General features: G+C 50.6%; 13 protein-coding genes and 1 pseudogene. 5 read left to right on the top strand and 9 right to left on the bottom strand.

Features of this window, described 5'->3' with window-relative positions:
• The 4 genes and pseudogenes from ACAN56_RS32800 to ACAN56_RS32815 form a co-directional block, all read right to left on the bottom strand.
• Positions 1-1,324, bottom strand: a pseudogene (locus tag ACAN56_RS32800) (hypothetical protein); the annotation flags it as partial.
• Positions 1,325-1,854: 530 nt separating this feature from the next.
• The gene (locus ACAN56_RS32805) at positions 1,855-3,048 is read right to left on the bottom strand and encodes a class I SAM-dependent methyltransferase (RefSeq protein ID WP_379148018.1); all 1,194 of its coding nucleotides are present in this window, start codon (positions 3,046-3,048) and stop codon (positions 1,855-1,857) included.
• A 75-nt stretch (positions 3,049-3,123) separates the two neighbouring features.
• Positions 3,124-3,951: a PhzF family phenazine biosynthesis protein gene (locus ACAN56_RS32810; RefSeq protein ID WP_379148020.1), complete on the bottom strand. Its 828-nt coding sequence runs from the start codon at positions 3,949-3,951 to the stop codon at positions 3,124-3,126.
• Positions 3,948-4,625, bottom strand: a complete 678-nt coding sequence (locus ACAN56_RS32815; RefSeq protein WP_379148022.1) for a DUF6483 family protein — start codon at positions 4,623-4,625, stop codon at positions 3,948-3,950. The genes ACAN56_RS32810 and ACAN56_RS32815 overlap by 4 nt, the downstream gene beginning before the upstream one ends.
• 275 nt (positions 4,626-4,900) lie before the next feature.
• Between ACAN56_RS32815 and ACAN56_RS32820 the strand changes: the two genes are divergently transcribed.
• Both ACAN56_RS32820 and ACAN56_RS32825 read left to right on the top strand, forming a co-directional pair.
• Positions 4,901-5,494 (top strand): helix-turn-helix domain-containing protein, encoded by a 594-nt coding sequence (locus ACAN56_RS32820; protein ID WP_379148024.1) that lies wholly within the window; start codon positions 4,901-4,903, stop codon positions 5,492-5,494.
• Positions 5,495-6,811 carry an MFS transporter gene (locus ACAN56_RS32825; protein WP_379148026.1) on the top strand — a complete coding sequence of 439 codons (1,317 nt, stop codon included), beginning with the start codon at positions 5,495-5,497 and terminating at the stop codon, positions 6,809-6,811.
• A 117-nt stretch (positions 6,812-6,928) separates the two neighbouring features.
• On the opposite strand, the gene ACAN56_RS32830 is transcribed toward ACAN56_RS32825, so the two are convergent.
• Together ACAN56_RS32830 and yyaC are read right to left on the bottom strand one after the other, a co-directional pair.
• Entirely contained in the window at positions 6,929-7,714 is a 786-nt protein-coding gene (locus tag ACAN56_RS32830) for an alpha/beta fold hydrolase (protein ID WP_038596569.1), read from the bottom strand.
• Positions 7,715-7,839: 125 nt separating this feature from the next.
• Positions 7,840-8,364, bottom strand: a complete 525-nt coding sequence (yyaC, locus tag ACAN56_RS32835) for a spore protease YyaC (RefSeq protein ID WP_379148028.1) — start codon at positions 8,362-8,364, stop codon at positions 7,840-7,842.
• Positions 8,365-8,759: 395 nt separating this feature from the next.
• On the opposite strand from yyaC, the gene ACAN56_RS32840 reads away from it, so the two are divergent.
• Complete coding sequence (locus ACAN56_RS32840) at positions 8,760-8,984, top strand: DUF1128 domain-containing protein (RefSeq protein WP_038596573.1); 225 nt, start codon at positions 8,760-8,762, stop codon at positions 8,982-8,984.
• A 338-nt stretch (positions 8,985-9,322) separates the two neighbouring features.
• Here the strand turns inward: ACAN56_RS32840 and ACAN56_RS32845 are convergent, their stop codons facing one another.
• Positions 9,323-10,042: a pirin family protein gene (locus ACAN56_RS32845; RefSeq protein ID WP_379148031.1), complete on the bottom strand. Its 720-nt coding sequence runs from the start codon at positions 10,040-10,042 to the stop codon at positions 9,323-9,325.
• 394 nt (positions 10,043-10,436) lie between these two features.
• On the opposite strand from ACAN56_RS32845, the gene ACAN56_RS32850 reads away from it, so the two are divergent.
• Both ACAN56_RS32850 and ACAN56_RS32855 read left to right on the top strand, forming a co-directional pair.
• Complete coding sequence (locus ACAN56_RS32850) at positions 10,437-10,961, top strand: YtxH domain-containing protein (RefSeq protein WP_379148033.1); 525 nt, start codon at positions 10,437-10,439, stop codon at positions 10,959-10,961.
• Between the two features lie 146 nt (positions 10,962-11,107).
• Entirely contained in the window at positions 11,108-11,440 is a 333-nt protein-coding gene (locus ACAN56_RS32855) for a DUF5665 domain-containing protein (RefSeq protein ID WP_038596579.1), read from the top strand.
• A gap of 265 nt (positions 11,441-11,705) precedes the next feature.
• Here the strand turns inward: ACAN56_RS32855 and ACAN56_RS32860 are convergent, their stop codons facing one another.
• Both ACAN56_RS32860 and rsbW read right to left on the bottom strand, forming a co-directional pair.
• Positions 11,706-12,476, bottom strand: a complete 771-nt coding sequence (locus tag ACAN56_RS32860) for a sigma-70 family RNA polymerase sigma factor (RefSeq protein WP_038596581.1) — start codon at positions 12,474-12,476, stop codon at positions 11,706-11,708.
• On the bottom strand, positions 12,473-12,925 hold the full coding sequence (gene rsbW / locus ACAN56_RS32865) for an anti-sigma B factor RsbW (RefSeq protein WP_038596583.1): 453 nt from the start codon (positions 12,923-12,925) through the stop codon (positions 12,473-12,475). The genes ACAN56_RS32860 and rsbW overlap by 4 nt, the downstream gene beginning before the upstream one ends.
• Between the last annotated feature and the right edge of the window lie 6 nt (positions 12,926-12,931).

Consider the following 12,931-nt stretch of genomic DNA (forward strand, 5'->3'; position numbering starts at 1 on the left):
CAGCCAGAGGCGCGGCGCCGGCGGTAAGCAGCGGCGCGAGGAGCCGCCGCTTCCAGAGCAGGACGGCGGCGCTGGCGCAAGCCGCAGCAAGCCAAGCGCCGCGCGACTCGCTGAGCAGCAGCGCGGCGGCGTACGGAAACAGCGGCAGCATCCGCAGCAGCAGCTTCGCGTTGCTTATTGCAGCAGGCTCACCGTGTTCTTGCTCCGCAAAAGCTACTGTACTCGCCAGCGTCTGCTCACCTTCTTCACGCCACTTCTCCTGCTCCACTTCTCCGTAGGCTCTGCCACGACTGGATCTGGTTCTCCCCTCCTCAGTTTCACATCTCTCCTCCCGCTCCACTTCTGTATAGCTTCTACCAAACCAGCATCTTGTTCTCGCATCCTCCGATACATGCTGCTCCTCCCGCTTCTCATCTCTGTAGGCCCTGCCGCGACTGGATCTGATTTTCCCATCCTCAGTTTCACGCCACTGCTCCCGCTCCACTTCTCCGTAAGCCCTGTCGTGACCGGATCTGATTTTCCCATCCTCAGTTTCACGCCACTGCTCCCGCTCCCCTTGCGTATTTCCCAAGCCCGCATAGGCTTCCTTAGGGAGCACTGGCGCTCCCCTTACGGCAGTGCCGTCACCCCGCTCTTGCACTTTCCCGCGCTTCTTGTCCGTTTCCGCTGCATCCCGGCAGACAGCGAGCGCAAACAGACGCTCCAGCAAAAAAACAGCCATTACTGCACCGAAAGCATTAGGATACTCTAGCAATCCCCCCAGTCGGGCACCTGTAGCACTGACCTCCGGTGATGTGCTGTAAGCTATCGCAAAAGGAAGATTCAGCCCTCCACAGACGGCTAACAAGGCACTTATACTAATAAGCATGCCCAGCAAGCTCCACACTGCGTTAAGAAAACGGGCTCCCCAACGATGGCCTGCACAATAATAAGCGCAAAAAGCAAAGCTGGCGTAAAGGCCCCAGCGCAGCAGCTCATTCAGATTCCCCTGGGCTGATAAAGGTCCGCGGTGCCAGTGAATACCGTAGAGCGCAAGGATGGCAAGCGGACAGATCAACAACAGCGCTGCTGCACTTCTATTGGCTCTGCGATTCCCGTAAATGCTAAGCAGGCTGGCTGAAGACCCGCGCAGACCCGCTGCAACCAGCCATAACCCGGGGAATACAGCACACATGAGATACCATACCGTCAGAAACGGATACATTTCTCCGGCAAAGAATAACCCGCGCAGCAACACACCTGCCGTAACAGCAGCCAGCACCAAACCCGTACCAACAAATACCATTACCGCCACCAAACGCCGCTCAGCCATGCCACTATGCATTTCAACTTCCTCCGTAGAATTCAAGTTCTCTTTAGTCTTTCCAGATTTGTCCTGAACCAAAAGGAAAACACAAAACAGGACGGCTGACTCCAGATGGAGACTCACCGTCCTGCTTATTTATCGCATTTATATCATTAATCACGTTATGACGTTAATGGCGTTAATCCCGTGATGATGTTAATGCCGTTAATGACATTCAGAACATATGCGATGAATGTTCAGCAAAAATCCTCCAAATTCCTTGGTGATTGTATTTCGTACATTAGTATTTGTAATCGGGGGAACGAAATCAGATTCTATTGCAGTTTCTGCAGTCAAAAGAGCAGAATCTCGGAAAGTGCAACAGATGGCCATTTCGGGGCAATTCCAGCTCATTCTATTGCAGATTCTGCAATGAAAGCATTACGGTGATACCATTTGGTATCACCGCAGTGTATTGATTTCGGACATATGCCTTTCGGTCAGCAGCTCACATTCTTCCACTTTGCCTATTGGCAGGCTTCAGCTGAATACAGCTCGTAATGCCCGGTTTATCCCTGCGTAAGAGCTTCCGCAGGCAGCAGGTCGGCGCAGACGCGTTCAAGGTACGGCTTAGCACCCAAGAAATCACGGAATGCGCTGTATTCGCGCCATTTGACGGCATTGTCGCCGCTTGTGCTTTTGACGGCCCGGATCAGAATGTTCTTCGGCGTATGCTCCATGTCGATGAATTCCAGCAGCTGGCTGCGGTAACCCATCAAATCAAGCAGCTTCGCCCGGATGGCATCAGTGGCGAGTGCAGAGAAACGTTCCTTGAGAATTCCGTGCGAGAGCAGCGGGCTGAGCACCTCGTTCTCCACCTGCCCAAATAGCTCATGCTGGCAGCAAGGCACCGAGAGAATAACCGATGCGCCCCAGCGCACCGCTTTTTCCAGTGCAGCATCCGTTGCCGTATCGCAGGCATGCAGTGTCACAACCATGTCCACTTGGTCCAGCTCGTTGTAATCGGCTATATCACCGACCAGGAAACGCAGTTTATCGTAACCCAGCCTCGACGCCAGCGCTCCGCAATGTTCGATGACATCGGCTTTCAGGTCAAGTCCGACAATATTCAGCTCCCGCCGCTCGCGGACAGCCAAATAATGATACAGCGCAAACGTCAAATAGGATTTGCCGCAGCCAAAATCAACAATCGTCAGCGGCCGGCCGGTTGGTAGATCACCCAGCACATCCTCAACCATCTCCAGGAAGCGGTTGATCTGGCGGAACTTGTCGTATTTTTTGGCCAGTACCTTGCCTTCGCTGTTCATAATTCCAAGCTCCACCAGGAACGGGACTGGCTCTCCCTCGTCCAGCACATAACGTTTGCGGCGGTTGTGGGCCAAGTCTGGCGCCTCCTGCTTGCTGGCCGATTTGGTAAGAATAGAAACCTTGTATTTTTTACTGATCAGCACCTGGTAATCAGCTTCCACAGTGCAGATCAGCGCTTGCCGGAAGGTAGCTCTCAAGAGTGACATCATTTCTTCCGCAGCAGCGTCTGCCGGAATATTGCGGTGTTCCACTTTGGGGCCGATGGTATAAGCAAACTGATAATGCAGCTTGCCTTTTAGCTCAACAGGTTTAATCTGCACCTTGCTGTATGCAACTTCGCCTTTGCTGCGCAGTTGGCTTAAGGTTGCCGTAATCAGGGTACGGCCATTTATCACTTGATCAATCAGAGTTTTCAAAGATTCCACAGGGTACATCTCACTTTCGCAATCAAAATGGAGAGCAGGCTCTCCTGAATATCACTACATTATAGCATGTCCTGCTATACGATATCATAGTAGCTCGCCAACTGCTCCCGGAGGTACATGAAACTGTCCGCTAACCATGGTCACGGCCCGGCCCGATAAAGTCACGAGATCCTGACTCACTTCAAGCTGCAGCATCCCGCCACGCACTGAAGCCTGATATGCAGTCAATTGTGTGCGGTTTAACCGGCCGGCCCAATAGGGAGCCAGGGCGGTATGCAGCGAGCCGGTAACGGGATCTTCATTGACACCAATGCCCGGGGCAAAAAAACGCGATACAAAATCAATACCATCCGCAGCACATTCTGCGGTAACCGCGACAGCCCTTGGCTGGAGCTTGGCCACCTGGACAAAATCCGGGCAGAGCCCCCGCACCCTTGTCTCATGATCCAGACGCACCAGCACGTTGTCGGCATACCGCACGGTTTCCAGCACATGTGCCTCCTCAAGACCCAGCGCTGCCGCCAGCCCGGCTATCGGAGGTGAAGCTGTAATTTCATATGGAGGAAAATACAGTGAAATCATCTCTTCTGATTTCGTTGCCCGCAGCAACCCGCTGCGTGTGTGAAATCTCGCTTCTTCGTGAGAACCCAGCCGCCCGGTTTCCCACAGGACATGCGCACTGGCCAAAGTGGCATGACCGCACAGATTCACCTCCACCGCAGGCGTAAACCAGCGCAAACGGTAGCCATCCTGCTCCGGCCACAGAAACGCCGTTTCGGACAGATTCATTTCCGCAGCCGTTTTGGCCATGAAGGCCTCATCTGCGGGATTTTCCAGCAGGCAGACGGCTGCAGGGTTTCCCGTGAACGCCTTGTCCGCAAAAGCGTCTACAATAAATAGAGGGGTATTCAAGAAGGTTTCATCTCCTTTGCCGCTTCAGCGGTAAGTTTATTCCACTCCTCCTGCCCTTGCCTAACCTCTGCCAGTGGAAGATCACCAAGTTCCAAAGCTTCAGGCGGCAGCAGCAGCAGCCGGCTGTACAGCTCCTTTCCCTCAGCTGCAACATCTATTCCCTGTTCCCACAATCTGTACAGACTGTCCTCAGCCTTGCCGTAGCGTTCGATTGATTCCATATAGGGCAGGAGCAGGCGTTCTGTCTTCACCGGAAGAAGATAACCTTCGGTTTCCTGTAAAAGTTCATCTATTTCCTTCGTCATCTGCAGCAGCTCCCGATCAGCACCGTATTGATCGGCGTACAAAAACAGATGCAGCGACCGTATAAACCTGAACAATGCAGCATCCTTATTACCGCCGGCACTGTAGATGCCGCCTTCTTCTTTTAATAACCGCGCCACGCCTTGAAGCTTGTCGGACTCAATTACGCCGCCCAGGCGAAACATATCTATAATATCCTCTACGGACAATGAGTTTAAAAGGCGGGAGTTCAGGCGAAAATGCCGGTTCAGCAGCTCATCCACTTCCCATAATGCCTCTGTGGTCTTCTTCTCCTGCTTCAATGTGAGCACCTTGGCAACCATTGCCGACATATCCTCGATCATCCGGACGATATAATCTCTTCGGAACATCCTGCACACCCCTCTCCAATACTATCCTGCCACGATTCCTCAGCAAACTAAACCAATGATGAACAGTTATTTTAAAACAATCTTAAACCATTCCACCGCTCCGTGCCACCACTCCGTACCATGCCCTTGGAATTCCTTGACAAAAAAACAAAGCCTACCCTATAATAACCTCACTGGTCTTATTGATCTGGATTTCAGATCAATCTGAAATACAGAATGAAGAGCATTGAATGAATTGCAGAGAAATTGAGATTGCACGGGTAGGAGGAATAGACATGAATGAAGACAATCCCGGGCATAGTCAGCCGGAAACGGAGAACTGCCTGGAACAACTGCCGGTTCGTCAAGACCGGGACAAAGATCAGCAACAACAGCAGCAGGAAGCAGACTCTATCCCACCTCTGCAGGTTACACCAGAGCAGAACAAGCTGCTGGAAAGTGCGCTGCGAATCAAGATTATGCATGCGCTGGCAGATGAACCGCTAACCTCCAAGCAGGTTGCCGAGAAGCTGCACAAGACACCCGGCAATATCCACTATCATATCATCAAGCTATTCGATGGCGGACTGCTGGAGCTTGTCCGTACGGAAACAGCCGGAGGCATTATCCAGAAATTTTACCGCTCCAAAGCTACCTTCTTCCGCTCCGAGAACTTCAGCGGCTTCCAATTCCGCAAAGAGGATACAGTGGAGCATTTCGTTACAAGACTATCCTTGTCACCCAGTGAGCTGAAGGCTTTCCAGCAAGAGATGATGAAGTTCATTTCCAGCTGGGAATCGAAAGTCACCCATGGAGAGGAATACGGTATCGATGTCATTATCGGCCACCTGCATACAAATTCCCTTATAGAACCGGAGGATGGTCCCTAGATGATCCCTGCTGCTGCACCCGAACATACCAAAAACAATCCGCTGCGCCGATTTGCCGAACCCTTTGCCAAATCACGGACTTTCCCCTTTTTATGGCTGGGAAATTTGATTTCCGTCCTGGGCAGCTCGGTGACCATGGTCATTCTCCCGGTTATGGTCTACTCCCTTACTGGATCAACAACAACCATGGGTTTCGTAATGGCGATTTATATGCTGCCCAATGTGATTATGCTGCCGATTTCCGGGCATATTGTAGACCGCTATGACCGGGTCAGGATTATGATGATTGCCGATATCGCCCGTTTTGGCGTCATGATCATAACAGCCCTGCTGGCTTTGACCGGTCTATTGACTGTTCCGCTGCTCTGTATATTTGTAGGTGCTTATGGTCTGTTTGACGGTCTGTTCCGTCCCGCCTACGCTGCCGTCCAGGCCTCGGTGTTCACTCCGGATATCCGGGTTGCCGCCAACTCACTGTCGCAAATGACTATACAGATGGTTCGTTTAATCGGCCCTTCACTCGGAGGACTGCTTATCACTTATCTCTCGGCTGGGGTTGGTTTTGGGCTCGATGCTTTTACTTACCTGTTCTCCCTGATCTGTCTCATCTATTTGCGCAAAGCGCTGATGCCCGGAACACAGGCTGCAGTGTCCGCAGCCTCGTCACCTCAGGCACTTGAAACCGCCGCAGCTGCGGCAGCCTCTCCTCATAACGACTGGAAAGAGGATTTCAAAGAAGGCATTGCTGTATTGCGCAGCAATCCCTGGTTATGGATCACCATCCTCGCCTTCTGCTTCATCAATATTTGTTACGCCGGCGTCACCAGCATCCTTGTGCCATGGCTTTTCAAAGTTCATCATGGCTGGGAGCCATATGTATACGGGCTTGCCGGTACATTCTCCGGTGTCGGAGCCATTCTGGGCGGACTGATCATCGGCATGAAGCAGAGATGGAACCACCGCGGCATTATCGCCTATGGAGGAGCATTTCTAGGCGGCCTCGCGTTGCTTATCCTGCCGTTTGTTACTAGCCCTGCGGCAGCTATTGCCTTGTTCGCCCTGGAGGGATTCGGCCTCATGGTCTTTATCCTCATCTGGGAGATCAGCCTGCAGGAGCTCGTTCCGCAAGAAGCCTTCGGACGTGTAGCCAGTCTTGATCTATTCGGCTCCTTCGCCTTGCTGCCCGTAGGCTACATCCTTGTAGGCTGGCTCGCCGATCTTATAGGCGGTGTAGCTACGATTGCCATTTTCTCCGGGCTTGGCATGGCCTGTATCGCTCTTGTTCTATGTGTTCCTGCTATCCGTAAGTTCAATTAAACATTTCCAGCGTAAAGAGAATTTTATAAAAAGGCAGCACCGCGTCAATAGACGGGTGCTGCCTTTTTATGTAAGTGAAGTGTTTTCTTCACCGTTATTTATGATCTCAAGTATCGGTTATTTCTTAACTTGCGCAAGCACGAAGTCTTTAATAATTTCTGATAAACGTTCCGGCGCTTCATACATACTCATGTGGCCTGCTCCGGAAATCGTTGCCTTGGTTACATTCGGCTTATCGGACGTGAAGGTCCGCCCGGCAGGAATCAGACCGTCTTCCGAGCCGGCAACGAGCAACACCGGCAGTGCGGTAGCCGAAATGACATCACGGCGGTCAGGTCGCTCGCGCATGGCCAGTGCGGCACCGGCCGCGCCTTGCGGAGGTGTTCTATAGCCGATTTCCTTCGCCCGCTGCAACAGCTGCGGTGCTGCAGCAGGAGCGAAGAGTCCAGGCACCAGTGCGTCCACAAACGTAGTAATTCCATCGTTCTGGATCGTACTGACACTTTTCAGGCGTTTCTCCTTGGCTTCTTCACTGTCAGGATAACCCGTGGAGTGAATCAGTCCGAATCCCTTCAAACGTGAGGCATGCCGCTGGGCGAAGGACAGCGTTATGTAGCCGCCAAGCGAATGACCCAGCAAGTAACATTCAGGGATTTCCAGCGCATTCAGCAGGGAAAGAACATCATCGGCCATCTGATCGATGCTGTACGCTCCGAGCGGAGCATCCGAAACTCCGTGGCCTCGCAAATCCGGTGCGATCACCCGGTAGCTTCTACTCAGATAAGGGATGACCTGCTCCCAATATCCGGAGCTTCCGCAAAAGCCGTGCAGCAGTACGATAACGTCGCCTTCGCCTTGATCACTGTAACAAATATTGGTTCCATCGCATCGAACATTTTCCATGGGCTGATTCCTTCTTTCTATGTAGTAGCTATACAAGGTATGCGGATGAGTCTGCAATTAAATGGAATGCCATTTGCTTGTCTTAATTATTTAAGCAGAACCGCCCGTCTTGAAACTTGTCTCCTCTATTTCAACCCAAAGCCTTCTGCCGCAGCTGCGGCAATCTCTCCAGCCATAACCATTACCCTGTGCAGCGGCGTCGTCTGCAGGGTCCGGTAAGGGCGGGGCCCGTTAATATCGACAATTGCCGCAAGACTATAATGCCCGACTGCCGGCAGACTCACACCGACCGACTGCGCTGGCCGCAGCGGCTCACTGGCTGCAAAATAACAGCCCAGTGCCGCCGGCGGTCCAAGACAAGCATCAATGGCAATAATTATCTGCCCCGCGGGAATCCCCGATATCCGGTTGACGAGAGTATCCGCATCGCAAGGCGATGGAAGCGTGCCTACAACATTCGGGAAGCCATGCTCCACCAGTCTGCTTCCGGTCAGCGGTCCAAGGGCATCCCCTGTGGAGCGGTCGGTACCGATGCACAAGAATGTGACCTGCTCTGCCGAGTGATGATCCGCAATGCTTTGGAAGAAGGTAATCAGCCCGGCCGCATCTTTTTTAACCCGTTTTCTGCTCTCCTGCTCCCTGATCGCCAATTCCTGACTCCCTCCTGTCTATATAAGTTGAACTTTAGATTTACCGAGCCGGCATAGAATGCAACTGCGGTGAATGTTTGGACTTCCGGCCGCTGTTGTCCACAGATTTCTTGATTTATACCGCTATTTGCGGTTGAAATCCGTAGACTGCTTATGCTTTCGAAGAGAGCTTTCCTACGGAAAGCTTTCAGGCGGTCGCTATCGCTCCTACAGTTCCAAACTTCCCCTCCGCTGCTTTTGCCTCTAGGTAGTTCTTTAGTTCATCTTATATAGAAACCTTCGTTTATTTCTTTTAATTTAACATAATTTAGATGAAGCCAACAAAAAAATGGTGTTTCCTTCCCCAATCATGATAGAATATTTGAATCCAAACACAGAGAGGACTGTTTAACCCCATGGATTTATCGCAGCCCAGCCAGGAAAATGTGGAATATATGATCGAGGGCATCAAGAGCAAGCTGAAGATGGCCAGCGCCGCAGCCATGCAGGCTTCTGCTTTCTCAGTGAACAACTATGAGGATATTCTTGATATTTATGAAGTTGCCATGAGCAGCGACCGGCTCAGCATCTCGCAGGTGGAGGCGCTTGTCTCCGAGCTTGGACGTTTGCGTAAGAAATAGAAACAAGTGGAAACGGCTTCGCCGTCCTCAAAAGGGCGGTATCCGTTTCAGCGAGAAATAGAAGGATAATTTATAGCGCGAAGCATATAAATTCTTATATTCTTCAAATAACCTGTCATGCACAGGAGCTCCTTGCCTACGATTCCATCCGCGCGNCAGCGAGAAATAGAAGGATAATTTATAGCGCGAAGCATATAAATTCTTATATTCTTCAAATAACCTGTCATGCACAGGAGCTCCTTGCCTACGATTCCATCCGCGCGGATGGCCGTCAGGCAAGGAGCTCCTTTAGGATTTATTATGCTTACAAGTACAATGCAACGGGCAAGATTTAACGCTTACGGCAAATCAATCAGTATAAGTTCCGCTTCGCCCTCACTGCCAATGCTTTTGATCGTCAAGTCACAACCCTTGCGGATATGTGCGGCATCGCCTGCTTTCAGCTGAAAAGTGCCATCTGAGCAAGAGATCTCAACATCCCCGGAAATAAGGAAGATGTGCGTCCGCCTGTCTTCTTTTTGTGCATAATGAAGCTCCCTGTTCGTGTCCAGCACCGATAGATAGACAGTTGCATCCTCGCCCACCTTCAATGTGCCTTCCTCACCACTCCCCGAAACGACCGGCAGCAGCGTGTTGCTCTTGAACTCACGCGGGAAAAACTTTGCATCCCATTTCGGCGCAAGCCCCGGTGTGCTAGGAAGCAGCCAGATTTGCAGAAACCGCACATTGTCGCTCTCCGAAGGATTGGTCTCCGAATGATTAACCCCGGTTCCCGCACTCATGACCTGAACCGTGCCTGCCTGAATATCCGCGTGATTGCCGAGGTCATCCTGATGCTTCAGTACCCCGGAAACGACATAGGTGATAATCTCCAGATCATGATGCGGATGCTCATGCATCCCTTGTCCCGGTTTCAGCTCATTGTCATTGTGTGCGAGCAGCGCACCAAAGTGCGCATTGCTGGGATCATCATAATCGGCAAAGGAAAAACTGAACTCACTGTGAATCCATTCTCTATTCGAAGTATGTCTTTCTGCTGACGTAACTACTTTTATCATAACCATGCACCTCCAAAGATGTTGGAACCTTCTCCGTGCTTAACGGGTCGAAACCGCTCTTCGATTTAAATTGTTATAGGCGCTTTAATTAAGTATTTCTTACCCTGTTCCTTTCCCGGTCAATCATTAATGATTATTACTATCAAGTGTGAGCTTTCGTATTTCCGCATGAGGATATTTGTAAAGCTCCATATTTCGTTGTTTTTAATAGGAAAATCTTCCTTTGTTCACGTATCCTGCTCTAGTCTCTCCCATTCTTCTCCATGCTTGTCTGCTGTTTCAGCCTATACGCCAACGTTTATATACGAAGTAAGATACTTCAGGCTATCCTGAATTCGAATGACGGCAGCCGCCTAATTTCGGAATACCATAATCTAATGAGGAGTGATTAGTCATGAATAAAGCAGAAACGGAACATCCGGTAGAAAGCGGAAGCACTTTTTTCAAAGGAATCTTTATTGGTGGTTTGCTCGGCGCTGCCGCTGCGCTGTTGTTCGCCCCTAAGCCCGGCCGTGAAATGCGCAGTGACTTGTCTGATAAGCTTACGCTGGCTACAGACAAAACCAAAGAGGTTGCAGGTGTCGTAACGGACAAGACCAAAACAATTGCGACTACGGTTGGGGAAAAAGCGACCGATCTCGCAAGCACTGTATCGGCCAAAGCCTCCGACATCTTCACTACCGTAAGCGACAGCAAACAGCAAATTGCTGCCACCTTGGCGGAAACAGGCAAAAAACTGGGCGATTCCATCAGTGAAGTCTCCGAAAATGTTGCTTCTGACGTAAAAGATGCGTCTAAAGAGGTAGCTGAGGAAGCTAAGCATGTAGCCGATGAGGCCAAAGCATCCTCTAAAGAGGTAGCTGAGGAAGCCAAGGATGCCAAAGAGGAAGTAAAAGCGTCTTACAAGTCTTCTTACTAAACTACGGTGATTCAAGGCTTGATCTAAATTTGAGAACAGCCAGCTCACCGCAGCTGGCTGTTGTTATGAGGAATGCAGCTTCTTCTTCGAAAGAAGCTGCATTTTTATCAAAGCCCTTATACGGCTAAAGAAAGCAGGGACGCCTTATGGGAGATGCAGGCAGCAAGACCAAAACCTACGAAGTCGAAGAGCATCCCTTTGAATTGCGGCATGAAGTCAAACGGCTGAACGCAAGGCTCGACAAAATTGCCGATTCACTGGAAAAATCCGAATTCAAGGATATCCTTGAGAATTATACGGATCCCAAAAAGCGGATTATTACGAATCTTATGGCCGGGATATCCCGGGGTCTCGGGCTTTCACTCGGTACATTCGTAATCCTCGGCTTACTGGGTTACATTCTCAGCCTGTTTCTTGATGTACCCGTTATCGGTGAATATCTTGGAGAAATCAAAAAGTATATTGATGCCAACAGTTGATGCCAATAGCTGATAACATCGTTATCCACCCCGCTAAGCAGTTTGTTCAGCAGACTGCTTAGCGGGGTGGATGTGTATGTCCGCTTCAGGCTGAATACAAACAAGCAGAGACGGCTTCGCCGTCCTCAAAAGGACGGTATCCGTTTCTGCGAGAAATAGAAGGATAATTTATAGCGTGAAGATATAAATTCTATATTTTAAAAAAGACATACCCTTCCCCGGCGGGGATAAGGCATGCCCTAATCTTGGGGACTAGCGATAAGAATCAATAGGTGGAGTTCGCCATGATCTGTTTCAGCTTCTCGGTGGCCCGCTTCTGGATCCGTGAGACGCTCATTTGTGATACGCCGAGCTTCTGCGCGATGGCACGCTGCGACTGGCCATCCTGGAACGCCAGCAGCAGCACCTGCTGCTCTTGCTCCTTAAGCTGGCCCAGCGCCTGCTGGAGATCCATACGTTTCTCCACAGTCTCGTAATCGTTGGCTTCGGAGCTGATCAGCTCACCGAGCGTAGCGCCCGTCTCCTCTTGCGAGAGGGGCGAATCCAGCGATACGTAATGATAACATTCCCTGCCGGCCAGTACTTCCACAGTTTCTTCCACAGTAAGATCAAGATAATGGGCGATCTCTTCCACAGCAGGAGAACGTTCCAGCCTGATGGTAAGTTCATCAATGGCCTGCTGCACAAGGGCGCCTTTCTCTTTAATCCGTCTTGGGACCTGTATGTACCAGGATTTATCCCGCAGGAAATTTTTCATATGCCCGATCATGCTCTTCATCGCATACGGCTCAAACGGAATGCCCAAGCTGATATCGTATTGCTGCAGCAGCCGGATAAGCGCCATCTGCCCAACCTGATACAGATCTTCATAAAGATCCGGACGGTTGCGGGCAATTTTCCCGGCAGCCATCTTCACCATCGGCTCATATTTCTTGATCAGCACGGTGGCAATTTCATTATCCTTGGTCTGCTGATATTCCCAGATCAAACTTACTGCTTCGTTCATGGACTCTGGGGGAGTCACTTTATCACTCATACTTTCTCCTCGCTGAAATTAAGCCGCTTAGTCAGGGTAACGACTGTCCCTCTCCCTGCTTCACTCACGACGCTTACGTCATCCATGAGCGCTTGCATTAAATAAAATCCCAGTCCGCCAACCTGAACGTCACTCAGCTCTTTATCATGCAGCGTAATGCGTCCGTCGGGCGAATCCAATCCGTCAAAGCTCTCCCCTTCATCTTTGACGGTGATGGACAAGGCACTTGTTCCTACTTCAAAGATTACATCGACCAAACCATCTTCTTGGCCGTACGCATATAAAACAGAGTTATTACAGGCTTCCGAAACCGCTACCTTCATATCCTCAATATCTTCATAGGTAAAACCCATTTTTGAGGCAATACCATATAAATTCAGTCTAACGATATCGACATATTCTGCACTCGCAGGTAACTGAAGAACTACTTTTTGCACGTCATCACTCATCCTTAG

This window comes from Paenibacillus paludis (genome assembly GCF_042610515.1).
Lineage (GTDB): Bacteria > Bacillota > Bacilli > Paenibacillales > Paenibacillaceae > Paenibacillus_AQ.

Excerpts from the sequence above, each read along its gene's own strand:
- ACAN56_RS32845 (WP_379148031.1), bottom strand. The coding sequence starts at position 10,042 with ATGATAAAAGTAGTTACGTCAGCAGAAAGACATACTTCGAATAGAGAA.
- ACAN56_RS32820 (WP_379148024.1), top strand. The coding sequence starts at position 4,901 with ATGAATGAAGACAATCCCGGGCATAGTCAGCCGGAAACGGAGAACTGC.
- ACAN56_RS32805 (WP_379148018.1), bottom strand. The coding sequence starts at position 3,048 with ATGTACCCTGTGGAATCTTTGAAAACTCTGATTGATCAAGTGATAAAT.
- ACAN56_RS32830 (WP_038596569.1), bottom strand. The coding sequence starts at position 7,714 with ATGGAAAATGTTCGATGCGATGGAACCAATATTTGTTACAGTGATCAA.
- rsbW (WP_038596583.1), bottom strand. The coding sequence starts at position 12,925 with ATGAGTGATGACGTGCAAAAAGTAGTTCTTCAGTTACCTGCGAGTGCA.
- ACAN56_RS32825 (WP_379148026.1), top strand. The coding sequence starts at position 5,495 with ATGATCCCTGCTGCTGCACCCGAACATACCAAAAACAATCCGCTGCGC.
- ACAN56_RS32840 (WP_038596573.1), top strand. The coding sequence starts at position 8,760 with ATGGATTTATCGCAGCCCAGCCAGGAAAATGTGGAATATATGATCGAG.
- ACAN56_RS32855 (WP_038596579.1), top strand. The coding sequence starts at position 11,108 with ATGGGAGATGCAGGCAGCAAGACCAAAACCTACGAAGTCGAAGAGCAT.
- ACAN56_RS32850 (WP_379148033.1), top strand. The coding sequence starts at position 10,437 with ATGAATAAAGCAGAAACGGAACATCCGGTAGAAAGCGGAAGCACTTTT.
- ACAN56_RS32815 (WP_379148022.1), bottom strand. The coding sequence starts at position 4,625 with ATGTTCCGAAGAGATTATATCGTCCGGATGATCGAGGATATGTCGGCA.
- ACAN56_RS32860 (WP_038596581.1), bottom strand. The coding sequence starts at position 12,476 with ATGAGTGATAAAGTGACTCCCCCAGAGTCCATGAACGAAGCAGTAAGT.